Source organism: Glycomyces xiaoerkulensis (assembly GCF_002798405.1).
Classification (GTDB): domain Bacteria; phylum Actinomycetota; class Actinomycetes; order Mycobacteriales; family Micromonosporaceae; genus Glycomyces; species Glycomyces xiaoerkulensis.
In genome coordinates this window covers 401,514-424,970 of the sequence record NZ_PGGV01000033.1, presented here as the reverse complement: position 1 = coordinate 424,970, position 23,457 = coordinate 401,514, and the positions used below count along the sequence as shown (strand labels likewise).

Genomic DNA, 23,457 nt, shown 5'->3' with positions numbered 1-23,457 from the left:
CCCGGATGATGTGGGTGGGGGATCACAGCCGTGCCCACGGGGAAACCCATTGCCGGGGCCGAGCGCCCGCGCATAGGTTTAACAGGTGTGAAGCCCAACCCGCTGCGTCCCGCCCCTCCCTCCCCCGCCCGGATTCCCACCTCCCCATGGAAGTACCTGGTACGGGTGGCCCGAGCCCAGACCGCCCGGGTCGCCCTCGGGTTCCTGTCGCTGAGCGTCTCGGGCAGCGCCTGGGTGCTGCTCCCCTGGGTCATCTCCCGCGTCATCGACGAGGTGGTCATCGCCGGCACCACCGAGCCGCTCCTGCCGTGGACGATCCTCCTGGTGGTCACCGCGATCGCCAGCTCGTGGATCTTCACCCTCGGCTACCGGTTCCTGTTCATGGCCGAATCCCACTCCCGCGTGCGGACGGTCCACGAACTCACCGACCACCTCAACACGGCCGGCACCGGCGTGAGCGGCGCCGTCTCCCCCGGGGAGATGGTCAACCTCTCCACCGAAGACGCCCACAAGACCGGCTCGTTCATCTTCCAGCTCGGCTTCGGCTGGATGGGCGTGGTGATGCTCGTGGTCGGCACCGCGGTCCTGTGGGGCACCCACCCGGCCCTGGGGGTGACGGCCGCCGCGGGGACGTTCGTGATCGGGTTCCTCGTCGGCCCCCTCCTGTCGCGGCTGCAGCGGCACCAGATCGCCTACCGCTCCAGCGTCGCCACCCTCACCAGCCAGGCCGCAGACGTAGTCGGCGGCCTGCGGGTCCTGCGCGGGATCGGCGGTGAGGACCGGTTCTCCGAGCGCTACCGGCGGGCCTCGACCGACCTGCGGGAAGCCGGGTACACCGTCGCCGCGTCCGATTCGTGGATCCAGGGGCTGCGGACCAGCCTGCCGCTGGCGCTCATAGCCGGGACCACCTGGGTCGGGGCCCGGCTGGCGCTGGCCGGGACCATCACCGTCGGCGAGCTGTCGGCCGCCTTCGGGATGACCGCACTGCTCGCCCAGCACGCCGGCGGGCTGATCGGGTTGGCGCAGGCGTTCATCGCCGCCCGGGTCTCCTCGCGGCGGCTCACCGCGTTCTTCAAGACCGCGAGCGAGATCGACGCGAGCGGCACCGAACGCGAGCCCGGCGGAGAACTGCGGGACACGGACACGGGCCTGGCCATCGAGCCCGGCCGGCTGACGGTCATCGTCAGCGCCGAGAACGAACCGGCCGCCGCCGCGCTCGAACGGCTCGCCCGCCACCGGGACTCGGGGGCGCTGTGGGGCGGCACGCCGATGTCCGAGGTGGACCTAGAGGTGCTGCGGGAGCGGATCCTGCTGCTGCGCGAGGACTACCTGTTCGCCCAGTCGCTGGGGGCGACCCTGCGCGTCGATCCGGAGGCCGCGCTGCGGGCGATAGAGGTCGCCTGCGCCGGAGACGTCCACTCCAGCCTCGGATCCAGCCTGGACGGTGAGATCACCAACGGCGGCCGCAACCTCTCCGGCGGCCAGCGCCAGCGGCTCCGCCTGGCCCGCGCCGTCGCCGCCGACGCCGAGACCCTGCTGGCGATCGAGCCCACCTCCGCGGTCGACGCCCACACCGAGTCCCTCGTCGCCGAGCGGGTCGCCGCCGAACGGGCCGGCCGCACCACCGCCGTCGCCACCACCTCCCCGCTGTGGCTCGCCCGCGCCGACCGGGTCGCCTGGATGGTCGACGGGAAGATCCGCGCCACCGGTACCCACGCCGAGCTGTCCACCGAGCGCGAATACCGCAGCCTGACCTCTCGACAGGAGCCCCGATGAGCGACCAGTCCACCGCCGACTCCCGGCTGCCGATCGCCGACCGCGCCACCATGATGCGCGCGGTAGGGCGGCTCGTCCTCGACGACCGGCCCCGGTTCGTCGCCGTGATCGGCCTGTACATCGCCGCGGCCGGTGCCGGGGCGGCCCTGCCGGTGATGCTCGGCGAGGTCATCGACGGCATCGGCACCGGCTGGACCACCACGCGGGTCGACCTGGTCTGCGGTGCGATTGCCGGCTGCGTGGTGCTGCAGTTGGTCCTCATGCGCGCCGGGCGGCGCCTGGGCTACCGGCTCGGTGAACGCGCGGCAGCGCGGCTGCGCGAATCGTTCATCGACCGCGTCCTGCGCCTGCCGCTGGGCACCGTCGAACGCGCCGGCACCGGCGACCTCGCCACCCGCACCGCCGGTGACGTCAGCGCGGTCGCCGAGCTGCTGCGCAAGACCGGGCCCGAGGTCGCCGTGGCCGCCATCGAGGTGGCGGTGATCGCGGTGGCGGCGTTCGTGGTCGACCTCAAGCTGGGGCTGCTGTTCCTGATCGGTTCGCCGGTGCTGTACTTCGCCGGGCGCCGCTACATCCGGCTGGCCAGCCCGGTCTTCCTGTCCGAGCGGGCCGCCATGAGCGAGATCGCCGAGACGCTCACCGCGTCCGCGGCGGGGGCCGGGACCGTGGCCTCCTACCGGATGCAGGACGAGCGCCGCCGGGCGGGCTTCGGTCGGGCCGCGACGCACTTGGGGCGACTCAAGGGGATCGTGCGGCTCCAGAGCTGGTTCCTTCCCGCCACCGATTTGGCGTTCCTGACCCCGGCGGTGGTCGTGACCGTCGTCGGCGGGCTCTGGTCGATGAACGGCGGGGTGAGCGTCGGCGAGGTGGTGGCGGTGGCGATGCTGGCGCTGCGCCTGGACGGGCCGGTGTTCAGGTCGATGATGTCGTTGAGCGAGTTCCAGATGGGCGGGGCCGCGCTGGCCCGCGTCGAGGGTGTCCACCTGCTGCCCGATGACGAGCGGGACGCGGCGCCCCGTGGCGCGGAGGTGCGGCTCGAGCAGGTCACGTTCGGCTACGGGGACGGCCCGGACGTGCTGCACGAGTTGAGTCTGCATCCGCGGCCCGGTGAGCGGCTGGTGGTGGTCGGGCCGTCCGGGGCGGGCAAGTCGACCATCGCACGCCTGATCGCCGGGATCGACCGGCCGCGCTCGGGGTCGGTGACGCTCGGCGGGGTGCCGGTGGCCGACATCGCCCTGGAGGAGCTGCGCCGGAGGGTGATCCTGGTGACTCAGGAGCATTATGTCTTCACGGCGACGTTGCGCGACAACTTGAACCTGGCGGCCCCGGAGGCGACCGAGACGGAGCTGGTCGCGGCTTTGGAGGCGGTCGACGCCCGCTGGGCGGTCGACCTGCCCGCGGGTCTGGACACGATGGTCGGTGAGGAGCACCGCTCACTGAGTCTGGCCGAGGCCCAGCAGCTCGCGCTCGCCCGCGTGATCCTGGCCGATCCCGATGTGGTGATCCTGGACGAGGCGACCGCGGGGATCGACCCGGGCAGCGCCGGCGGCGTCGAGGCGTCGTTGGCGGCCGCGCTCCACGGCCGCACCGTGATCGCGATCGCCCACCAGTTGCAGGCCGCGGAGGCGGCCGACCGGATCGCGGTCGTGGAGGACGGCCGCATCGTCGAGGAGGGGTCCCAGCGGGAGCTGCTGGAGGCCGACGGCGTCTACGCGGATCTGTGGGAGGCGTGGAAGGGCGTCGCCGCGTAGGCGTTTCGGTTCGGCGGCACCTGGTCGCCGGTCCGTTCCGGGCCGGACCGCCTCGGGCGGTTCAGGGCCGCATCGGCTTCAGGCCCGCCGGTGGATCAGGGCCTCGATGCCCTGGATGAGGCGGTCGAGGCCGAACTCGTAGGCGTGCTCGGGGTTCTGGCCGGCCCGGTGCGCCCGTCCGGCCGCCTCGCCCACGCGGGTCGCTATCGGGAAGGCGGCGGGGTCGAGCACCGCTTCGAGTTCGGGTCCGGCCGCCCGCCACCATTCCTCGTCGCCTATCCCGGTGCGGCGGACGGCCCGGTCGGCCTCGACCCGGCGGCGGGCCACGCCTTCGACGTGGTCGTGGACGAGCGTGATGACCGCGTCCATCTCGACGTCGGTGAGTCCGATCCCTTCGACGACGCCGAGTTCGCGCTCGTACTTGGCGATCGAGTGCGGCCCCAGCGGGGGGCGGCCGGTGAACACCTGCATCACCCAGCGGTGGCGCATGTGCAGGTCCCATCCGGCTCGGGCGACGCTCCGCAGGCCGTCCTGCCAGGTGGCGTGGTCGGGTTCGCCGAGCCGCTCGACCGCTTCGCCGTGGACCGAGTCGAGCATGGCGTCGAGCAGGTCGTCCCGGGAGGCGATGTAGGTGTAGAGCGACATGGTGCCCACCCCGAGCGCTTGGGCGACGCGCCGCATGGACAGGCGGTCGAGGTCCTGGTCGCCGTCGGCGATCTCGACGGCGGCGTCGACGACCTGCGCGGTCGTGAGCGAGTGTCTGGGGCCGCGCCGCGGAAGCCGCCGGGTGCCCCACAGCGTGGCGACCGATCGCGCCGGGTCGCCTACATTGCTGATCTCGGTCGCCATGGCTCGATCATAGCCGAAATACTTGGTACATCGTACGGTGTATGGGGTACGCTTCTCCGTATGCCATACGAAGAAAAGGTTCCGCCGCTCCCCCGCGGCGATCTCGCGATCGAAGCCGTCGACGTCCGCAAGCACTACAAGGACCGGACCGCACTCAGCGGCTTCAACCTCCGGGTCCGGGCCGGCACCGTGTGCGGCCTGCTCGGACCCAACGGCGCGGGCAAGACCACCGCTGTCCGGATCATGTCCACGCTGACGCGGGCCGACGGCGGCGCCGTCTCCGTCGCCGGATGCGACCTGCGCACCGACCCGACGCGGGTGCGCTACCGGATCGGGCTGGTCGGCCAGTACGCGTCGGTGGACGAGGTCCTCAGCGGCCGGCAGAACCTGGTCATGTTCGGCAAGCTCTACCACCTCCCCGCCGCCGAGGCCCGGAACCGGGCCGACGAGCTGCTGGAGCGGTTCGACCTGACCGAAGCGGCCGACACGCCCGCATCCGAATACTCCGGAGGGATGCGCCGACGCCTCGACCTGGCCGCCGGCCTGCTGCTCAGTCCCCAGGTGCTGTTCCTGGACGAGCCGACCACCGGCCTCGACCCGCGCTCGCGCATCGAAGTCTGGGAGTCGATCAGGGGCCTGGTCGGATCGGGAACGACCGTGCTGCTGACGACCCAGGACCTGGAGGAGGCCGACCAACTGGCCGACACGATCGCCCTGATCGACGCCGGACGCGTCGTCGCCGAAGGCACCCCCGACGAGCTGAAGGCCGCCGTCGGACCCGACCGCGTCGAGACCGTCACCCGCAAACCAAGCCTCGACGAGGTCTTCCTGCACCTCACCGGCCAACCGGCCGCCGACCGCACCACGGAGGACCGGCGATGACCGCCACCGCCCCGACGACCGCGCCGCGCCCGACCCGACCGGCGACCGGCCTCCGCGACGCCGCCACCCTGACCGGGCGCGTCCTCACGCACTGGCGCCACCGGCCCGCGTCGATCTTCCTCAACCTGATGTTCCCGGTCCTGATGGTCCTCATGTTCGGCTACCTCTTCGGAGGCGCGATGACGGTGCCCGACGGGCGCTACATGGACTTCCTGATCCCCGGCATGTTCGCCATGACCATGCTGTTCGGACTCGAATCCCTGGTCGTCGCCGTCACCACCGACAACGCCAAGGGCGTCACCGAGCGCGTCCGCGCCATGCCCGTCGCGGCCACGGCGGTTCTCGCAGGCCGCAGCACCGCAGACCTGCTCAACGCGGTCGTCGGCCTCGCGGTCATGGTCGCCACCGGCCTGCTGGTCGGCTGGCGGGCCGATCGCGGCCTCCCACTGGCACTGGCCGGCCTCGGGCTGCTCCTCTGGCTCAGATTCGCCTTCACCTGGATCGGGATCTACCTCGGACTGCTGCTGAAGACCCCCGAATCGGCCGTCGCCGTGCAGATCCTGGTCTGGCCGGTCGGCTTCCTGTCCAGCGCGTTCGTGTCCCCCGGCACGATGCCGGCCTGGCTCGGCGCCATCGGCGCCTGGAATCCCCTCTCGGCCACGGCCACCGCGATCCGGGGACTGTTCGGCGACCCCGACTGGAACGCCCAGCACTGGGCCGCCGAGCACGCGCTCGTGCTCGCGATCGTCTGGCCCGCGGTGCTGACCGCGATCTTCCTCCCGCTCGCGGTCAGGCGGTACCGGGCGCTGGAGGACTGACGGGCCGCGTCGGTGCCGCCGTCGCACCCCGGCGTTAGACTCCGGTCCCATGGGCGGCGAGCTGATTCCCCGCGAGCGTGACGAGGTGGCCCCCGGCGCGGTCCTGGTACCGGATTGGCTCGACCTGGACCGCCAGCGGGACCTGGTGGAGGCATGCCGGGAGTGGGCGCGGCCTCCGGCGGGGATGCGCACGGTCCGCACCCCCGGCGGCGGTGTCATGACGGCGAAACAGGTCTGCCTGGGCTGGCACTGGTACCCGTACCGCTACTCCACCACGATCGACGACTGCGACGGCCGGGCGGTGAAGCCCTTCCCGCCCCGGCTCGGCGAACTCGCCAGCCGGGCGACCGAAGCCGCGTACGGCGAGGCCGGATCGTCCGAATACGACGTGGCGCTCATCAACTTCTACGACTCCGGCGCCCGCATGGGCATGCATCAGGACAAGGAGGAGCACTCCGACGCCCCGGTGGTCTCATTGAGCCTGGGCGACACGTGCGTCTTCCGGTTCGGCAACACCGAGTCGCGTGCCAGGCCCTACACCGACCTGGAGCTGCGCAGCGGCGACCTGTTCGTGTTCGGCGGGCCCTCCCGCATGGCCTTCCACGGCGTCCCGCGCGTCCTGCCCGGCACCGCCCCGGCAGGTCTCGACTTGACCGGACGTCTGAACATCACACTTCGCGTCAGCGGCCTGCACCCGCCCTGAGCTGCTAACCAAGCCTGGCCCGGATCCCGACCCCGCCCGAACCCGTGCGTCCCCCGCCATCACCGTTCCGACCACCCTTGGGCACTCGATCGCCGTCGAGTACGGGTCCGCAATCCTCCGGAGCACGCTCGCAACACGGTCCGGCATCAGCGCCCCCAGCGCCGGACGCCTGACCCGAGACACCGCAACCTGCGGGTACACGGAACGCGCCTGAGGCTGATCGACAGCCTCCGAGCGCTCTCATCCGCAACCGCGCAGGCGCGCCCCGAAATCCGCCACGGCGGCCCGGAAGGCAGGCGGTTCGTCGACGGTGAAGTCGACGTCGAGGAAGGCCAGGCTCGGCAGGAGCCACTCCCAGGTATCGAGCCACAGCAGCACCTTGGTCCGTCGTTCGCCCAAGGACTCGAGCTCGGCCTCCTGGTATCTGAACGCGTCGGCGACGGCGGCCACCGGCGCCTCCACGGTGAGGACGACGCGCTCGCGGTGCCGGTGGAGCCCTTCCTTGAGGTAGTCGATTGCGGTGCCGGAGGGCAGCGGCCTCGGCGTGAAGACGTCCGTCGAGGCCCGGAGGGCGGTGATCCGGTCGATGCGATAGACCCTCCAGTCGCGCCTGTCGCGGTCCCAGGCGAGCAGGTACCAGCGGAGGTTGAGGTGAATCTGCCGGTACGGTTCGACGCGCCGCGAAGTGACCTCGCCGTCCTTGCGTTCGTATCGGAAACCGACGACCTGCCGGTGCTGGATCGCCTCGGCCAGGCTGCCCAGGACCCCCGCAGTGGCGCTCGGGGCCGGGGCCGTGTCGGTCTCCAAGCTCGCCCGCAGGCGTGCCGCCTGATATCGCAGGCGCTTCGGCAGATACTGCTCGATCTTGCCGTAGGCCCGGGTGGCCGCGTCGTCCAGACTGCCTTCGGCCGCACTGCCGGTGGCGGCGAGGGCGGCCAGGCCGAGGAGGGTCGCGATCGCCTCCTCGTTGCCGAGCATGAGCGGCGGCAGAGCGGCTCCAGCGGTGAGCCGGTAGTGGCCGCCCGGGCCGGGCCGGGTCGCGACCGGGTATCCGTAGCCGCGGAGACGATCAACGTCGCGCCGCACGGTTCGCGGGCTGACGCCGAGTCGTGCGGCGAGCTCCTCGCCGCTGAACGTCCGCCCGGTCTGGAGGATGGTCAGCAGGGCGAGTGTGCGTTGCGTGACGTCGGCCATGCCGTCATGTTCGCTCAAATTGCGGACGGATACCGTCCGCATCTGGTCATAGCGTCGACTTTATGACGAAGCGAATCCGTATCCGAGGCGCCCGAACCAACAACCTGAAGTCCGTGGACGTGGACATCCCGCGCGGTAACCTGGTCGTGTTCGTCGGCGTGTCGGGCTCGGGCAAGTCGTCGCTCGTGTTCGACACGATCGCGGCCGAGGCCGGCCATCAGCTGAACGAGACGTTCCCGCCCTTCGCCCGGAACCGGCTCCCGAAATGGACGAGGCCCGAAGCCGACGAGATCGAAGGACTGTCCCCGGTGGTGCTGATCGATCAGCGCCGGATCGGCGGGAACGCCCGATCCACAGTCGGCACGATCACCGATACCTGGACCTACCTGCGGCTGCTGTTCTCGCGGATCGGCACACCCCATGTGGGCGAGTCGAACCGGTTCTCGTTCAACGACCCCGCGGGCATGTGTCCGACCTGCTCCGGACTCGGCGAGATCGTGGCGACCGCCGTCGACCGCGTCCTGGACCTGGACCGGTCCCTCTCCCAAGGCGCGATCCTGGTGCCGGGATTCGGCAACGGCGGCTACTGGTACTCCCAGTACGCCGACATCGGCGGCTTCGAGGCCGACACTCCCCTCCGCGAGTGGACCGAGACCGAGCGCCGCGCCCTGCTCTACGGCGGCGAGCACGCCGCCCGCCTCGGGACCAGGCCGCCGGAGCATTACGAGGGCGTTGTGGAGCGGTTCGAGCGGATCCACCTGCGCACCGCCGACAACCTGTCGGACCGAAAGCGGGAGACCATCGCCCGGTTCACCCGCTCAGAGGCCTGCCCCGACTGTCGCGGCGACCGCCTCAACGACCAAGCCCGCAGTGTCACCGTCCTCGGCCGGACGATCGGGGAAACGGCTCTCATGGAGGTGAGCGAACTCGCCGAACTCGTGTCGCACCTGGACGACCCGACTATCGCGCCCGTCGCGGACGCGCTCGTGGACCGGCTGCGGGCCATGATCACGATAGGACTCGGGTACCTCCAGCTCGGACGTACCACCACCAGCCTCTCCGGCGGTGAGTCGCAGCGGATCAAGACCGTCAAACACCTCGGCAGCAGCATGGTCGAGATGGTGTACGTCTTCGACGAGCCCACCGTCGGCCTCCACCCGCACGACATCGACTCCATGACCGCGCTGCTGCGGAAACTGCGCGACAAGGGCAACACCGTCCTCGTTGTCGAGCACGACCCCGCCGTCATGGCCATCGCCGACCAGGTCGTCGAGATCGGCCCCGATGCCGGGGCCGACGGCGGGAGGCTGGTCTTCCAGGGCACCTTCGAAGCACTGCGGACGGCGCGCACCCCGACGTCGACGGTGCTCGCCGAGCGGGCGCCGCTCACGACCGAACCACGAGCGCCGTCGGGCACCGTCACGGTGAAAGAGACCTCCCGCAACAATCTTCAGAACCTGACCGTCGACTTCCCCACCGGGGTTCTCACCGTCCTCACCGGCGTCGCGGGATCGGGCAAGTCCAGCCTCGCCGGGGAACTGGTCGACCAGCACGACGCGGTCGTCATCGACCAGAAACCCGTCGGCACCAACCGGCGCTCCACGCCCATCACCTACACCGGCATCGCCGCTGCCGTCCGCAGGCTCTTCGCCCGGCGGAGCGGACTGCCCGCCAAACGCTTCAGCGCCAACTCCGAGGGCGGCTGCCCCACATGCGATGGCCTGGGAGTGATCCATACCGACCTGGCCTTCATGGACGGTCGCGATTCGGTCTGCGAGACCTGTGACGGGAGGCGTTTCACCGGTGAGGTGCTTCGCCACCGCGTCAACGGCCTGTCGATCGCCGACGTCGACGACCTCACCATCGCCGATGCCCTCGGCCTGCTGCCGGACAAGGCGATCCGCGAGGCACTGCACCACCTGGAACGGGTCGGGCTCGGCTATCTCCGCCTCGGCCAGCCGCTCACGACGCTCTCGGGCGGGGAATGCCAGCGCGTCAAGATCGCCAAGGAGCTGCGCGAAGCCGCCGAACCGGCCCTCTACGTCCTCGACGAGCCCACCACCGGGCTGCACCTGCGCGACATCGACACCCTGGTCCAAGTGCTCGATCAGCTGGTCGATCGCGGACACACGGTCATGGTCATCGAGCACAACCCCGACGTGATCCGACGCGCCGACTGGATCGTCGACCTCGGTCCGGGGCCGGGCAGGCATGGCGGCCGGGTCCTCTACGAAGGCCCTGTCGCGCACATGACCGGCACTGTCACGTCCGAGGCATTGCGGGAGGGCTGATCGCCCTGCGCGTGAGCGGCCTGGACCGGCCCTGACCGATCGCGGTCCGGCGGGGCGGTCGACCGCCCCCGTGACCCGAAGTCCCGTGCCGAGGCTCGCCGGAGCGGGCCATCCTTCCTCGCACAGCACGAACGACCACTGGAGATTGACAGCTATCAATAGGATTGGGACACTCGACCCATGTTCCCTTGTGGCCGAAAAACCGCGCCCCTGATCGTCGCCGCCGTACTCGCGGCGAGCCTCATCACGGTCTTCTCGACCGCCGCTCCCGCCGACGCGGACGACCATTGCCGTGCCGAAGTCGACCACACCGTCGTCGCCGACTGGGGCTCCGGCTTCCAAGCCCGGGTCACGATCGACAACACCGGCGAGACCTCGATCGACGGATGGCGGGTCACGCTGACGTACCCCGAGCCGGTCACGGTCGGCAACCCCGGCTGGGGCGCCACCGGTCCGGTCCCGATCGATCCTCACACCATCGTGTTCGAGAGCACGGCGTGGAACGGCACCATAGCTCCCGGCGGCCGGACCGGCTTCGGGTTCGTCGCCTCCGGCGGAGGCGGAGCGCCTTCGATCACCCTCGCCGTCGCCGGCGAGGACTGCGATCTCGGCGGCACCGAAGCCCCCGGACCGGCGAACCCGTACCAGGACGCCGAGGTCTACGTCGACCTCGACTGGTCGGCCCAGGCTTCCAGCGGCGGCGCACCCGCCGAGGTCGCCGACCAGGCGACGGCCGTGTGGCTCGACGGCATCGGTGCGATCGCCGGTGAGGGCGCCGTCGGCATGGGGCTGGCGGACCACCTCGACGAGGCGGTGGCCCAAGGCGCCGACCTGGTCCAGATCGTCCTCTACAACCTCCCCGGCCGGGATTGCGCCGCCCTGGATCCGGACGGGGAGCTCGCCCCCGACGAGATCGACGTCTACAAATCCGAGTTCGTGGACCCGATCGCCGACATCATCGGCGACCCGGTGTACGAGGGACTGGACGTCGTGGCGGTGGTGGAGCCGTATGCGATCCCCAACCTGGCCGCCCACACCGACCCCAGCCCCTTTGCCACGGAGGAGTGCGACGTGATGGGGGACAACGGGAATTATATGGAGGGCATCGCCTACGCCGTCACCGAGCTCGCCGACGTCGGCGTCTACAACTACCTCGACGCGGCGGACCACGCCGCGATCGGATGGCATGACGCCAACCCCGCCTACGATGAATTCGGCAACGCCGTCGAGCTGTTCGGCCAGATGCTCTCCATGGGCGTCGACCCCGGCGACGTCGACGGGATCGCCACCAACACCGCCGGATACGCCGCGACCGTGGAACCGTACTTCGACGCCGACGACGTGGTCGGCGGCACGCCGGTCACCCAGACCGACTGGATCGATTTCAACTCCTACATCGACGAATACGACTTCGCCTCCGATCTCCGCAACGCGGTCGTCGATGAGGGATTCGACCAGGACCTCGGCATCATCATCGACACCTCGCGCAACGGCTGGGGCGGACCCGACCGGCCCACAGCCACCAGCGGCAGCTCGGACCCCGCCGCTTATGTGGACGAATCACGCATCGACCGCCGGATCAGCAAGCAGGACCGTTGCAACCAGGACGGCGCGGGGCTCGGTGCCCGGCCCCAGGCCGAACCGATCGCCGACCCGAACCTGCACGCCTACGCCTGGATCAAACCCCCGGGTCTGTCCGACGGCAGCGACGGCCCCGTCCTGGTCCCCGGCCAAGGCTACGATTCGACCTGCGCCCCCGAATACGGCTCGCTGCAAGGCGCCCCGCCGCGCGGGGAGTGGTTCCAGGGGCACTTCGACCAACTCCTGAGAAACGCCTGGCCGCCACTGGAGCCGGTCACCGAATAGAACCTTCGACCGACGATTGCGCCACACCGAGGCAACCGGTCCGTTCGCCTGTAGTCGACCCATCAGCCTGGTAACGAGGACGGAGTTCCCTCGCGGCCGCATTGCGTCTCGAGGTGTGAGAGATGCCGGTGAGACGCTTGCGCCACGTTGTCCACGTCGTTAGCCTCAGGGAAGTTCCACGGCGTGCCCTCACCTCGATCGTGGGAGCCCGATACGAGAGGAACGACCATGGCCGATTCACGGACCAATATTCGGGTTGCCGCCGTCTCGGCGGCAGCCGTTGCAGCAGTTGCGTTGACGGGGGTTACGGCCGAGGCCGACCCGAAGGAGCCGACCCTGCGCGGCGAAGCGCCGATCGATCTGAAGGTCGGCAGCGCCGTCTGGGGCCAGAACGAGCTGCTGGACTACGACCCCGCGGACCCCAATGAATTCCAGAGCATTCTCGGCAGCGAGTTCAACTCAATTACCGCCGAGAACGACATGAAATGGGCCGAGATCCACCCCGAGCCCGACGTCTACGACTTCTCCGGCGCGGACGCCATCGTCGAATTCGCCAAAGCCAACGGCCAGGAGGTGCGCGGTCACACGCTGCTCTGGCACAGCCAGAACCCGGACTGGGTGACCGAGGGCAGTGAAGACTGGACCTGCCAGGAGGCGCGCGGCTTCCTCGAAGACCACATCCGCACCGTCGTCGGCCGCTACGCCGGCGACGTCTACGAGTGGGATGTGGCGAACGAGCTCATCCAGGACGACTGGGACGAGGGCGGTGTCAGGCTGCGCACCGAGGTCAACCCCTTCCTCAGCGCCTGCTCGGAGGATCCGGTCGGCCTCATCGGCGATGCTTTCCGCTGGGCGCACGAGGCGGACCCCGAGGCGGTGCTCTTCCTCAACGACTACAACGCCGAGGGCATCAACGAGAAGACCGACGCCTACTACGCCTTGGCGCAGGAGCTGCTCGCCGACGGCGCGCCGCTGCAAGGATTCGGAGCTCAGGGCCACCTGAGCCTGATGTACGGCTTCGACGATTCGATCCAGGCGAACTTCGAGCGGTTCGCCGATCTCGGGCTGAAGGTGGCCGTCACCGAGGCCGACGTCCGGATGCCGCTGGACGAGGACGGCAACCCGACCGAGGAGCAGATCGCGCTGCAGGCGGAGCGGTACGACGCCATGCTCCAGGCGTGCATCAACGTCCCGGCCTGCACGAGCTTCACGGTCTGGGGCTTCGATGACGGGCGCTCCTGGGTGCCGGGAGTCTTCGACGAAGGCTACGCGACGATCATGACCGAGGAGTTCGAGAGGAAGCCGGCGTACTTCGCGCTGCGCGACAGCCTCTCGGATGCCACCCCCGGCAGGTCCCCGCGGACGCCCCCGGGCCTGAACAAGTAATCCTCACGAGTGACGTCCGGTGGCGCGTGGGTCCGAACGGGCCTCGCGCGTCACCGTTCGCTTACCGGCACGACCGCCGAGTCTCCACGTCGAACCGCCCGTCGCGACGACGATTCCGTCGCCCGGAACCCCGACCGCGTGCAGGGGTCGGCGTGAGGGTTCAGGGGGTCCTCTACGGGTCCGGCACATCCTTGACCCGCCCGGCTCCTTGATACGAGCACGAGTCGCGAAAACTGCGGAGAGCATGGGCCCCATGGGGGGCCGATGGTGGACATCCTTCGTCGATACTCGAAACGCTCCGACGTGCAAGAAGACCTGAAGAGAACTCTACAAGCTCTCAAGCGCTCCCGCGACGAGCCAGCTACGAACCGTAGGAGCGTGCAAAGCAAGCCGCGAACGTGGTCTGCGCAAGACCGAGTTGCCGGAGAGCAGCAGAGGGCCATCGGAGAAGCTTTCTTGGAAGGTGCCACAAAACAGCAGCTAGCCGAGGCATACGGGCTCAGCCCCAAGACTATCCAGCGACTGTTGCGGAAGCTTGGGGTGCGCCGCTGAAGAGAACAAGATGGCTCCTCCAGCCACGGCCCTGCGGTGTTCCATGTCCCTAGCCCGGCTCAGGACGCCCTATACTCTTGCCATGAACACCTCGGGCGATCCTCACATCTACGATTTTGACGTTGCACTCTCCTACGCAGGGGAAGACCGCTCGTACGTCCAGAGCCTGGCGAACTTGCTGCGCGAACGAGGCATACGTGTCTTTTATGACGAATACATGCAAGCTGAACTGTGGGGCAGCGATCTATACGTCGTTCTCGATGAGGTGTATCGGAACCGCGCCCGGTATACTGTCGCATTCGTTTCACGACACTACGTCAGCAAGCCCTGGACACATCACGAACGCCAAAGTGCACAGGCTCGCGCGCTGGTCGAGCGAGATCCGTACTTCTTGCCTGTGCGCCTGGATGATAGCGAGTTGCCCGGCCTACGTCCGACAGTTGGCTACATTGACGCTAGAAGCACATCGGAAGATCAGCTCGCCGCTCTTATTGAGCAGAAGCTCGCCACAAGCCCTGGAGTTCTGTCTACTTCTACTCCCAAGCTCCGTGTACCGAGAACTCCAGACCAGGAGCGTGAACTCCTTGCGCAACGACCTTATGGTTGGGAATACATGCTGTATGCCGGGATGATCTGGCAGAGAATTCAGCGCCTGGAGACAAAGTGGCACGACCATGAGATGGGTTATGCCCGTAGGTCAGGTAAACACCTGACCGATATCGATGCCACCGAAGCCATTAGCAATATTCTGAGCGACATAGAGTCGCATACCGATACCATGAATTCCATCTTTAATGAACGTTTCATGGAATTGGCATTTGGAGCCCCCGGCGAACCTGGCGATCCCACAAGAATCGAGCACTTGGCGATAAGATTCGTCGGAATATACGAAGATCTGATGGACCAGGCTGCGCAAATCCGTGGCCTAGGAGTAAGTGATGAACTCAAGAGACTTTTCGAACTAGCTGCTCAGCTCACGAACCAACCCCTATCGGAAATCCGCGAGTTTGCCAACCTTCTGTTGGTTGAATTTGACGCACTACCAGAGCTACTGGAGACAGGCGAGCCTATAGAGAAGGAACTCATGATTAATCTCACAGTTGACAGACAGGCCGTATCGACCTACTCCGAAGAGTTGAGGAAAGTTCGCCGACGCATGCTGAGGCGACGATGACGGATGACTCTACATTCCTAGCAACGCTTATCCAAGCGGCAGCAACGCTCGCTGCAATTATCGGTGGTCTACTTGTGGCACGTATCGTTGCCGTTGCTGGCGAACGTCACTCATTGGAGCGACGAGTTAAAGAGTTGAAAGAGATCGTCAAACAGAGGAGAATTGATCTCGATGCAGCGCGTCAAGCATTGCTAGAGGAAGATGGAAGAAGCTTCATCTGGTATCTTCTTGATGAATTCCTTGATGAACCAGGAAGGGAGTTTGAAGACTTCTACCGGGAATACGATACAGATCGAACGAGTGACGAGCTGCGCCCGTACTTTAATCAGCTAGTACAAGCTGTCCAGCATGTCTCTGAAACTCTTAACATAAAACAACTATCGTTGCGAAAGCCGGCATCGTGGGATACGGAAGCACGCGCTGAACTACTTCAGCAATTCGCCGATCAGCTCGAGAAGGCAATTGCCGAGAGGCTCATCGATATCGTTGAAAATCACTGGAAGTCTCAGGAACCGAAAGGCCCGTTTAACGTTCCCCTCCCCGAGTTCGAGACTCCACGACTTGATCACCTATTCCAGACTGCTAGTGCGATTGAATATCAGGATCTAATCCGCACCGAGGCTCGCTCAAAGGCTGAGTTTACTGACGCTGAGATGGAACTCAAGCACACACAGCGCGCTCTTGCTTCTTTGAGCCGGCCACGTGGTGTTGTTTGGGCCGTTTCTATCCTTGCTGCAATCTCGATTAGCGGTATAGTCGTGCCTCTGGTAGAGATGACTACAGGCAAGGTTCCACTCTCGGACACCGAACGTACTACTTATGCTTCACTTTTCGTTCTAAGTCTGGTCATCTTCTTCGTTTACCTGGGTATAGAGATATATAGGATCTTGGCGCCATATAAGTCCCTAGACTCCTAGAGTATCGGTTGTTCATTCCACAACACCAGCACTCTTGACTGTCGCGCTAATGCGACGCATAACAACAAGTAGGGACTGTGCGCACATCTCCTTCAGAGCTAGCTTGCCGTTGTAGCGGTGGGCCTGGTTCGTGGTGCCCAGAGCTGAGCGGCTCGGGCATGGGCAAGCATGTAGACGGAGACAACGACATGGAAGTGTGGCCTCACCAAGAGGAACACGAGCAATTCTTAGTTCCGCCTCCCGACGAATCTACGGACGAACGGGTGATTCGGGAAGGCATCGCTGAGGCGTTACGTGAAGAGCGCGAAATCGACGACCGGACGGCCCGGTGCATCGCCTCGCAGTTGCACGGCGGGCAGGCATCAGCGCTCTGCGGTCTGGCCTCCACTGGCGCAGTGCCGGAAGAGGTTCAGCACGCCTTGGCGCGAGAACGCGAGCAGCAGTCTGCCCAGGGCGGTTTCAAGTTCCGTAGTCGCGTAGAAAGGCCGGGTCGAGACGACTTGGGGTGCATAGCAAGGCAGACACGGGATTCGTGATCATTGTGGTGCTGAAGCCAAACGATCACGAAAGCTGCCCGTGCCTGCCGATGTATCCTCTCCGATCCCTGCCGTGCTGGCGAAACTGGGTCCGCTCGATGCCGACCGGATCGCTGACCTGCGCCCCTACCTCGACGCCGTTCCCGATCCCCGGTCGCGGCAGGGCCGGTGGTACTCCTTAACCGCGATCTTGCTGGTATGCGCGGCCGCAACGGTCTCGGGCGCCACGAGCATCGACGAGCTCGCCGAATGGGGCCACCGCGCCGGGATCGAGCTGCTGGAAACGATCGGCGTCCGCCGCCATCTGCTCCACTGGCGCCGCTCGCCCTCGAACGCGACGATCGGGCGCGTCCTCGAACACCTCTACGGCGATGCCCTCGATGCCGCGATCGGCGCCTACCTGGCCGACCGACACCGCGCCGACACCGGAGACGCTCCGGCACGGACGAGACGGCCGCTGCGCGCGATAGCGCTGGACGGCAAAGCACTGAAAAGCTCGGCCTACCTCGACCGGAAACACCGCCACCTGCTCTCGGCGGTCACTCACGGCACCGTGGTCACCCTCGCCCAAGCCGAGATCGGAGCGAAGACCAATGAGACCAGGCACTTCCAGCCTCTCCTGGCGCCCCTGGACCTGGCCGGGGCCGTGGTCACCTTCGATGCTCTCCACTCGGTCAAAGCCAACATCACCTGGCTGGTCGAGACGAAGCAGGCGCACTACATCGCCGTCATCAAGGCCAACCAGCGCAATGCATACCGGCAGGTGGCCGGCCTACCCTGGCACGCCATTGACATCCAGCACACGGCCTCCGAGACCGGGCACGGCCGGGCCGAGTCCCGCTCGATCAAAACCATGGCCATCGCGGACCACCTCGGCGGCATCGCCTTCCCCCACGCGATGCTCGCCATCCGGATCCACCGGCGCCGCAAGGAAACCGGGAAGAAGGAGACCCGCCGGACCGACTACGCCGTCACCAGCCTCGACGCTCACCAGGCCAACCCCGCAACACTCGCTGAACTGCGCCGCGGCCAGTGGGGGATCGAAAACTCCTCCCACCACATCCAGGATGTCACCTTCGCCGAGGATGCTTCAACCGTTCACACCGGAACCGCCCCGCGCGCCATGGCCGCCTTCAGGAACCTCGCCATCGGCACCCTCAAGATCCTCGGCGCGACCAACATCGCCAAAGCCACCAGGGCAATCGGAGCCGAACCGGAACGAGCCCTGCCGATCCTGGGCATCAGCCACCAACCGAACCCTTCAGGAACTTGAACGAGCCCTGCAGTCTGCCCAGGTGCAATGGTGGATTGACTGGCTGGACTCGTACGGTGCAAGCCGTGAGGACAAGGGATCAGTGTCAAGCTGGGCGGCATCAGCGGCAGCAGCAGAACGCGACGAAGACGAAGAGACGGCTCGCTGGCAGCTCTTGGAACGGCTGGAGTCGGTGGTGGTGACCACTCTCGGTCAGGTCGCTCTCGTGGATGTTGGCAGTTCACCGGAAGACACAGCATCAGATGACGAGGATCTGTTCCCCTGGCACGACTCGGCACGCTGGTCGCCAGAGCTTGCTGAGTACGAGACGCACCAGGACTACCTAGATGAGCTGTTCTCTCGGACTCCATCTGAGGAAGTGGGCAACGCCGAGGATATGGGCTGGTTCGGCTTGCTGACGGATCGCGAGCGTAGTGGCGGCATGATCCTCTCGCAGAACATGTACGGACGACAGCGGGTTTGGGAGATGTACTCGGATGATGAGCTGCGGCAACGGTGGGAGACGATCACCAACGAGCAGGCTTGTTACGCCACCGGACGGGCGCGTGCCGGTAGCAGCGTCCGGTCCGAGTCGGACCCGGTGGATAGAATGGAGACCTTCCAGCCCGAGATCTGGATCGGGAACCTCAGCGACTACAACAACGGTCGGCTGCACGGAGAGTGGCTAGATGCCACGATGGAGCCGGATGAGTTGTCCGCAGCGGCGTCGTTCATTCTGCGCAATGGGCATGACCCCGACGCCGAGGAGTGGGCGATCATGGACTACAGCGGCTTCGGCGGGGCGCAGATCGATGCGTACGAGTCGCTGGAGACGGTCAGCCGGTTAGCACAGGGCATCGCCGAGCATGGTGAGGCGTTCTCACACTGGGTCGCCTACGTTGGCGAGTACAACGAGGAGGCACTGGAGAACTTCGAGGATCACTACCTTGGCCACTTCGAGAGCACCGAGGCGTACGTTGAGCACCTGCTTGAGGAGAGCGACGCCTAGTCATTCATGGAATTCGTGCCAGCGTGGTTAAGGCCGTACGCTAAGATTGATGTGGAGATGCTTGCTAGAGATTCCGAGATTGAAATGTATGGGATGGCCAGCCATGATGGTGGGATGTTTGTGTTTCATTGCAATCTATAAGAAGACTCGGCATTACATTTGCGAAAGCTGGAACCACCATATATCAATGGCTCTTTCCTTGGGAATTGGCCAGTTTGAAGACTCTCGTAGAGCCAATTGGAAGAGTCTTGTCAGAGTACGACACGATTGCAAGATCATCATAGGTCAGCTCTACTACAGATTTGAAGGAAGCAATCATTTCACGCATTGCTACCACAAGATTCGAAACAGCATCGTCTTCTAGCATGACTCGGTTGACATGGCCAAGGGTAATATACATATCATTGTCAATGTCGCCGATGCCCTTCGAATACTTGTGCGCGAAACCTCGCTTCTCGAACTCGGCTCGTAGAGAACCTAGTGGCGTCACCCCATTCCAGTCTCTCCGTTCTGGCCATCCAATAAGTACGACATGGTCGCCCCTGATGTCGAATGAACGGTCGTAAGGAGATCGACTGTCGCTTTCGAATCCGTAGTCTTGGCTCTTGTTGTACCCACCGAACTGTATCGAGAAGGGCAGTGCACTGCTAGCGCTTATAGTTTCATGCACCTCAGCTATAGGTAGCATAGAGTCGTCATCATCGGATCGAGATGAATGGATTCCGACATCCAATGCTGTACCGAGGCGTATTATGGTCGCATGAATCTGGGCTGCTGGCTGCGGTTCGTAACTACCAACCGGCAGCATAGAGCACAAGCGCGCTTGGATACCTTCCACCAGGTGTGACAATGAGCTGGGAAGATGCCGATAAAAAGCAACTAGCGAAGTCCCTTTTATGGCGGCGAATCCGTTAGGCATTGTATCGTACATGACTATTCTGATAGTAGCTCTGGGCAGGAAATGCTGTCAAGTTGCCATTGCCTTCTTAGATCATTGGCAAAGAAATCATATGAAGAAGCGCTCCCTATAGTTCGCCTAAATCGAAGTGCAGTGCCACTCTGAAGAGGACTGTGCGCGGTGGACGGTTGAATCCGAATTTGCCCAAGCTTATCATTCGGGTGTTCCCCAGTCGGCTCGATGTCGCCGTCAACCATAATCGCCGTAAAAGGGGGGATACTCTTTCGAAATCGAACAGCGAACCCTGGATGTAGAACGAGTCCGGATGAATTGATCACGTTTATCACTCCCGCTATATCAGCGCGTCTATCTGTACTGCCTATAGTCGTAGCTGTATCTGGATGCAGCAACAAGGCCCGAACCTTTACGCCCCGCCGCAGCATCTTCTGTATAAGATCAAGGTGGAGCCTGAAGGTTAGTGAGAGACTGATTCCTGATATTGCAATCTCCTGCTTAGCGGAGGCCATGAAAGCACTGGGCGCTACAGGGTTGTGGGAGTCAATCCGATTCTCGATATCGACGAGTCCGGCCGAATTGATCGCTTGCAATAGAGTCACACCGCGTTCGTTCTTGGCGAGCATTGGTTTGAGTATCAAGTAGCAGCCAAATGCTACTGTAGACGCAAGGAGAATGACACCTATAGCTCCCTTAAGACCGTACCCAGATGCAATGCTAGCAATCGAACCTAGCGCCCCCAACAATGCAAGGGGAATCGACACGAGCGCCAGCGACTTGGTTCTTAATGCGCTCATACAACCTCCATGCGAACTAGCACAACGCCAATGTGACTACTCTCACTCAGAGTGTAACCCAGTGAACTCATTGCTAGATCCAGGGTTCAACCTGCGGCACAGCTCCGTCAGCTTCGGGCGAAGCGACCGGCATAAGGTCAGGTCCTACCTTTTGACCCATAGAACGACAAAATCAGGGAAATCGGTCGCCCCAACTGCAGAGTACCTTGCTTGCCAACCGTGGGTGCCGCCCCGAGCCGGCAGGGCGTGTGCGAGATTCGGTTATGTGCTGATTCCGAGTGCTGGTAGTGCTCGTGATGGGTTTTTGGCGTTGTAGCGGCTGGTGGCGGCGATGTTGGTGGCGCCAGCCAGTCTGAGAGCGCCGATGACCAGGTTGCGCAGGCTGGCCATGGTGCGTGGGGCTGATCCGACCGAGATAGTCGAGGCGTCTTCACCGAAGACCCGGTCGCGAACGTGATGCGATCTGTTCTCGATCGACCAGTGGTTTCGCATGTAGGCGTTGACGTGCTCGGCATCGGCCCTGCTCAGTGGGAGGTTTGCGATGGCGTAGACGGTCTCGCGGGTCTGCTTGCAACTGGCCTCCTGGCGGCGCCGGTGGACTCGGATGGCGACTGTGGCTCCGGGGAAGTGCAGAGCGCCGAGGGCCGCGTCCACGGCGGTGACCTTTACCGACCGGGATTCGGTGCGGCCGTGTCCTTGCTCGGAGGTTTTGTGTCCGGTCGGGACCTGTGACCAGGGGAGGTCTTCGATCGCGGCGCGTTGCAGCGGCTGATTGGCTTTGACGATCGCGATGTAGTAGGCGTGCTTGTCCTCATGAAGCCACCGCAGGAGTTCGTTGACGGTATGCATTGCGTCGAAGGTGACCACGGTGGCCTCCAGTGGCAGCGGGTCGAGCAGGGGTTTGAACCCGGCCGTCTCGTTGGTCTTGGCTGCGACCTCGACCTGGGCGAGGGTGCGTGCGTCGTCGTGGTCGACCGCCGAGAGCAGATGGCGGCGCGGCTGGCCCAGGCGGGTCGAGCCTCGTTGGGATTTGCCGTCCACGGCCTTGGCCGGGATCCGCTTATCCTGGTCGTGCTCCCTGGCCTGTGCTGCGGCCCTGTGGGTTAGGAAGCGGCTGATCGCGGCGTCGAGGGCATCGCCGTCGAGCTGCGCGAACAGGCGCGTGAAGCAGGAGCGGGACGGTGCGCGACGCAGCCGCAAGGGGTGGTGGCGAAACCCGAGACAGGACAGCAGATCAGCGGGCAGTTCTCGGGACCATTCGGCGATCTCGCGGAGGGTGACCGCTCCGCAGGCCACGGCGACCGCCGCGATCGCCAAGAGCCCGGGCAATGGGTACCACCGGCCCCGACGCGATCAGGGATCGGGGACCGCATCGAGGTACGAACACAAGTCAGTGAGGTCGCCGAGGGCGAGTTCCCCTGCCGAGGGGAGACCGGAAGCGTTTTGAGACGATGAGGCTGCAGGCACGGTTCTCCTTGAGCGCCATAGGAATTCGACACTCTCATGATGCTCGAGGTCGTGCCTGCTTTCCTATGCGACCCAACCGATCACCGACCGTCACACCCGGTCAAAACCGAATCTCGCACACGCCCTGCTCGAGCCGGCGCAGCAGCGACAGATCCGCCAGACCCGCCTCGGCCAGACGCCAGCGTGCTTCTTGCCGGTGCCGTTGCAGCGCAAGCAGCGCCGCCAGGGATAGATGAGTGAGTGGATCAGGTAGTACAGCGCGAGGACGGCCAGCGCCAAGGCGACCCACCAGAAGTCGCGCATTTCGAGCAGGCCGCTGGAGTCACGGAAGATTTGGACGGTTTGGTCAATGACGTTCTTGAGGAGTTCGGTCAGACTCATGGCTTCCGGGGGGCAGCTCGGCGGAAAGATGAAATGCCCGGCCGTACCCGCCACTACGACCGGGCCACCCGCCAGTCCTGAGACGCGACGGGCCTTCTCCTGGCTGGCGACTGCCCCACCGCAGCACCTGATTCCAGCCAGAAGGATTGAGCAGCGCCGAGGGAACCAGGCACGGCGCTGCTCGCAGCAGGGTCGGCGGTCAAGTTGGGGCTTGCGGTGCTGCGTCTTGAGGAGCTGCTGCACCTGCCCGAGGAGCTTGCTGCGGATGGAGGGAGCCAGGTAGCGCCACCAGTGCTGGTTCCAACTCACCTGGCAGATTCGTCCGCCGTTGTGAGAGGTAGTGAGAACCACGTCAACTTCGTTGACCAGGAAGGTTGAGCGGTAGCGGACAACGGCAGTGGTGTTGTTGAACTCGACCGAGAACGTGAGCTTTCGCCGTGCGCTGGCGGTAGCCTCGACTTCGACGGACGCCACGATCGTGGTCACTTGCGGTTACTCCTGTAGTTCCTGGTACCGCTTCAGGACTTCCTTAACCGAGTCCGTCACCGCTAGGTCCTCGGCGAGTGCTCGCCACTCGTAGGCGTCGTGCTCGGTGAGAGCGACTGGAGCTGGCGCGGCCACGTCCACCGCGAAGTTGAACTGGCGGCTCTTCTTGCCGCTGCCGCTGTTGTAGTCGAAGTGGCCGAGGTAGTGCTGGATGACCGCTACCTTGAGGCCGGTCTCCTCCTCGACCTCACGCTTGAGGGCGGCGTCGAGCGCTTCGCCACCTTCGACCTTGCCGCTGGGAAGCTCCCAGATACCGCCCATGAAGTCGTCCGCTGGGCGCTGGAGCAAGAGGACCTTACCCTCGTGCTGGACGACAGCGCCAACGACGAGTTGCTGTACGCCGTCGAGGTCGGCGTCAGCGGTCAGGCGGGTAAGGAGCGAGTTGTCGATCATGGTG

At 65.4% G+C, this 23,457-nt stretch carries 16 protein-coding genes and 2 pseudogenes; 12 read left to right on the top strand and 6 right to left on the bottom strand.

The window, feature by feature from the left end; translation table 11 throughout:
* Positions 1–87: 87 nt before the first annotated feature.
* Entirely contained in the window at positions 88–1,776 is a 1,689-nt protein-coding gene (locus CUT39_RS15540; RefSeq protein ID WP_157930722.1) for an ABC transporter transmembrane domain-containing protein, read from the top strand.
* Positions 1,773–3,527 (top strand): ABC transporter ATP-binding protein, encoded by a 1,755-nt coding sequence (locus CUT39_RS15535; RefSeq protein ID WP_100448136.1) that lies wholly within the window; start codon positions 1,773–1,775, stop codon positions 3,525–3,527. Before CUT39_RS15540 ends, CUT39_RS15535 begins: the two co-directional genes overlap by 4 nt.
* Positions 3,528–3,605: 78 nt before the next feature.
* On the opposite strand, the gene CUT39_RS15530 is transcribed toward CUT39_RS15535, so the two are convergent.
* Entirely contained in the window at positions 3,606–4,376 is a 771-nt protein-coding gene (locus CUT39_RS15530) for a TetR/AcrR family transcriptional regulator (RefSeq protein WP_100448134.1), read from the bottom strand.
* A 60-nt stretch (positions 4,377–4,436) separates the two neighbouring features.
* On the opposite strand from CUT39_RS15530, the pseudogene CUT39_RS15525 reads away from it, so the two are divergent.
* From CUT39_RS15525 to CUT39_RS15515, 3 genes and pseudogenes are all read left to right on the top strand, one after another.
* A pseudogene (locus CUT39_RS15525) lies at positions 4,437–5,234 on the top strand (ABC transporter ATP-binding protein); the annotation flags it as partial.
* A 20-nt stretch (positions 5,235–5,254) separates the two neighbouring features.
* Complete coding sequence (locus tag CUT39_RS15520; RefSeq protein WP_100448130.1) at positions 5,255–6,076, top strand: ABC transporter permease; 822 nt, start codon at positions 5,255–5,257, stop codon at positions 6,074–6,076.
* Between the two features lie 49 nt (positions 6,077–6,125).
* A complete protein-coding gene (locus tag CUT39_RS15515) occupies positions 6,126–6,779 on the top strand; it encodes an alpha-ketoglutarate-dependent dioxygenase AlkB family protein (protein WP_100448128.1) in 654 nt (217 codons plus the stop codon).
* A gap of 240 nt (positions 6,780–7,019) precedes the next feature.
* On the opposite strand, the gene CUT39_RS15510 is transcribed toward CUT39_RS15515, so the two are convergent.
* The gene (locus tag CUT39_RS15510; protein ID WP_100448126.1) at positions 7,020–7,973 is read right to left on the bottom strand and encodes a helix-turn-helix transcriptional regulator; all 954 of its coding nucleotides are present in this window, start codon (positions 7,971–7,973) and stop codon (positions 7,020–7,022) included.
* Positions 7,974–8,035: 62 nt separating this feature from the next.
* Here CUT39_RS15510 and CUT39_RS15505 point away from each other — a divergent pair, with 62 nt between their 5' ends.
* From CUT39_RS15505 to CUT39_RS15480, 7 genes are all read left to right on the top strand, one after another.
* Entirely contained in the window at positions 8,036–10,264 is a 2,229-nt protein-coding gene (locus CUT39_RS15505; RefSeq protein ID WP_100448124.1) for an ATP-binding cassette domain-containing protein, read from the top strand.
* 180 nt (positions 10,265–10,444) lie between these two features.
* The gene (locus tag CUT39_RS15500) at positions 10,445–12,130 is read left to right on the top strand and encodes a glycoside hydrolase family 6 protein (protein ID WP_100448122.1); all 1,686 of its coding nucleotides are present in this window, start codon (positions 10,445–10,447) and stop codon (positions 12,128–12,130) included.
* Positions 12,131–12,358: 228 nt separating this feature from the next.
* On the top strand, positions 12,359–13,516 hold the full coding sequence (locus tag CUT39_RS15495) for an endo-1,4-beta-xylanase (protein WP_100448120.1): 1,158 nt from the start codon (positions 12,359–12,361) through the stop codon (positions 13,514–13,516).
* Positions 13,517–14,150: 634 nt separating this feature from the next.
* A complete protein-coding gene (locus CUT39_RS15490; protein WP_157930721.1) occupies positions 14,151–15,242 on the top strand; it encodes a toll/interleukin-1 receptor domain-containing protein in 1,092 nt (363 codons plus the stop codon).
* Complete coding sequence (locus CUT39_RS20445) at positions 15,239–16,159, top strand: hypothetical protein (RefSeq protein ID WP_157930720.1); 921 nt, start codon at positions 15,239–15,241, stop codon at positions 16,157–16,159. The genes CUT39_RS15490 and CUT39_RS20445 overlap by 4 nt, the downstream gene beginning before the upstream one ends.
* Before the next feature lie 609 nt (positions 16,160–16,768).
* Positions 16,769–17,968 (top strand): ISAs1 family transposase, encoded by a 1,200-nt coding sequence (locus CUT39_RS15485; protein ID WP_100448116.1) that lies wholly within the window; start codon positions 16,769–16,771, stop codon positions 17,966–17,968.
* An 82-nt stretch (positions 17,969–18,050) separates the two neighbouring features.
* Positions 18,051–18,956 (top strand): antirestriction protein ArdA, encoded by a 906-nt coding sequence (locus CUT39_RS15480; RefSeq protein ID WP_157930719.1) that lies wholly within the window; start codon positions 18,051–18,053, stop codon positions 18,954–18,956.
* Between the two features lie 184 nt (positions 18,957–19,140).
* Here CUT39_RS15480 and CUT39_RS20440 read toward each other — a convergent pair whose 3' ends face one another.
* From CUT39_RS20440 to CUT39_RS15465, 4 genes and pseudogenes are all read right to left on the bottom strand, one after another.
* Positions 19,141–19,887 carry a hypothetical protein gene (locus CUT39_RS20440; RefSeq protein ID WP_157930718.1) on the bottom strand — a complete coding sequence of 249 codons (747 nt, stop codon included), beginning with the start codon at positions 19,885–19,887 and terminating at the stop codon, positions 19,141–19,143.
* A 1,040-nt stretch (positions 19,888–20,927) separates the two neighbouring features.
* Positions 20,928–22,004, bottom strand: a pseudogene (locus CUT39_RS15475) (ISAs1 family transposase); the annotation flags it as partial.
* 219 nt (positions 22,005–22,223) lie between these two features.
* Positions 22,224–23,000 (bottom strand): hypothetical protein, encoded by a 777-nt coding sequence (locus tag CUT39_RS15470; protein ID WP_100448112.1) that lies wholly within the window; start codon positions 22,998–23,000, stop codon positions 22,224–22,226.
* Positions 23,001–23,006: 6 nt separating this feature from the next.
* On the bottom strand, positions 23,007–23,453 hold the full coding sequence (locus tag CUT39_RS15465) for an NUDIX hydrolase (protein ID WP_100448110.1): 447 nt from the start codon (positions 23,451–23,453) through the stop codon (positions 23,007–23,009).
* Positions 23,454–23,457 lie beyond the last annotated feature (4 nt).

Excerpts from the sequence above, each read along its gene's own strand:
- CUT39_RS15535 (WP_100448136.1), top strand. The coding sequence starts at position 1,773 with ATGAGCGACCAGTCCACCGCCGACTCCCGGCTGCCGATCGCCGACCGC.
- CUT39_RS15530 (WP_100448134.1), bottom strand. The coding sequence starts at position 4,376 with ATGGCGACCGAGATCAGCAATGTAGGCGACCCGGCGCGATCGGTCGCC.
- CUT39_RS15520 (WP_100448130.1), top strand. The coding sequence starts at position 5,255 with ATGACCGCCACCGCCCCGACGACCGCGCCGCGCCCGACCCGACCGGCG.
- CUT39_RS15515 (WP_100448128.1), top strand. The coding sequence starts at position 6,126 with ATGGGCGGCGAGCTGATTCCCCGCGAGCGTGACGAGGTGGCCCCCGGC.
- CUT39_RS15510 (WP_100448126.1), bottom strand. The coding sequence starts at position 7,973 with ATGGCCGACGTCACGCAACGCACACTCGCCCTGCTGACCATCCTCCAG.
- CUT39_RS15505 (WP_100448124.1), top strand. The coding sequence starts at position 8,036 with ATGACGAAGCGAATCCGTATCCGAGGCGCCCGAACCAACAACCTGAAG.
- CUT39_RS15500 (WP_100448122.1), top strand. The coding sequence starts at position 10,445 with ATGTTCCCTTGTGGCCGAAAAACCGCGCCCCTGATCGTCGCCGCCGTA.
- CUT39_RS15495 (WP_100448120.1), top strand. The coding sequence starts at position 12,359 with ATGGCCGATTCACGGACCAATATTCGGGTTGCCGCCGTCTCGGCGGCA.
- CUT39_RS15490 (WP_157930721.1), top strand. The coding sequence starts at position 14,151 with ATGAACACCTCGGGCGATCCTCACATCTACGATTTTGACGTTGCACTC.
- CUT39_RS20445 (WP_157930720.1), top strand. The coding sequence starts at position 15,239 with ATGACGGATGACTCTACATTCCTAGCAACGCTTATCCAAGCGGCAGCA.
- CUT39_RS20440 (WP_157930718.1), bottom strand. The coding sequence starts at position 19,887 with ATGTACGATACAATGCCTAACGGATTCGCCGCCATAAAAGGGACTTCG.
- CUT39_RS15465 (WP_100448110.1), bottom strand. The coding sequence starts at position 23,453 with ATGATCGACAACTCGCTCCTTACCCGCCTGACCGCTGACGCCGACCTC.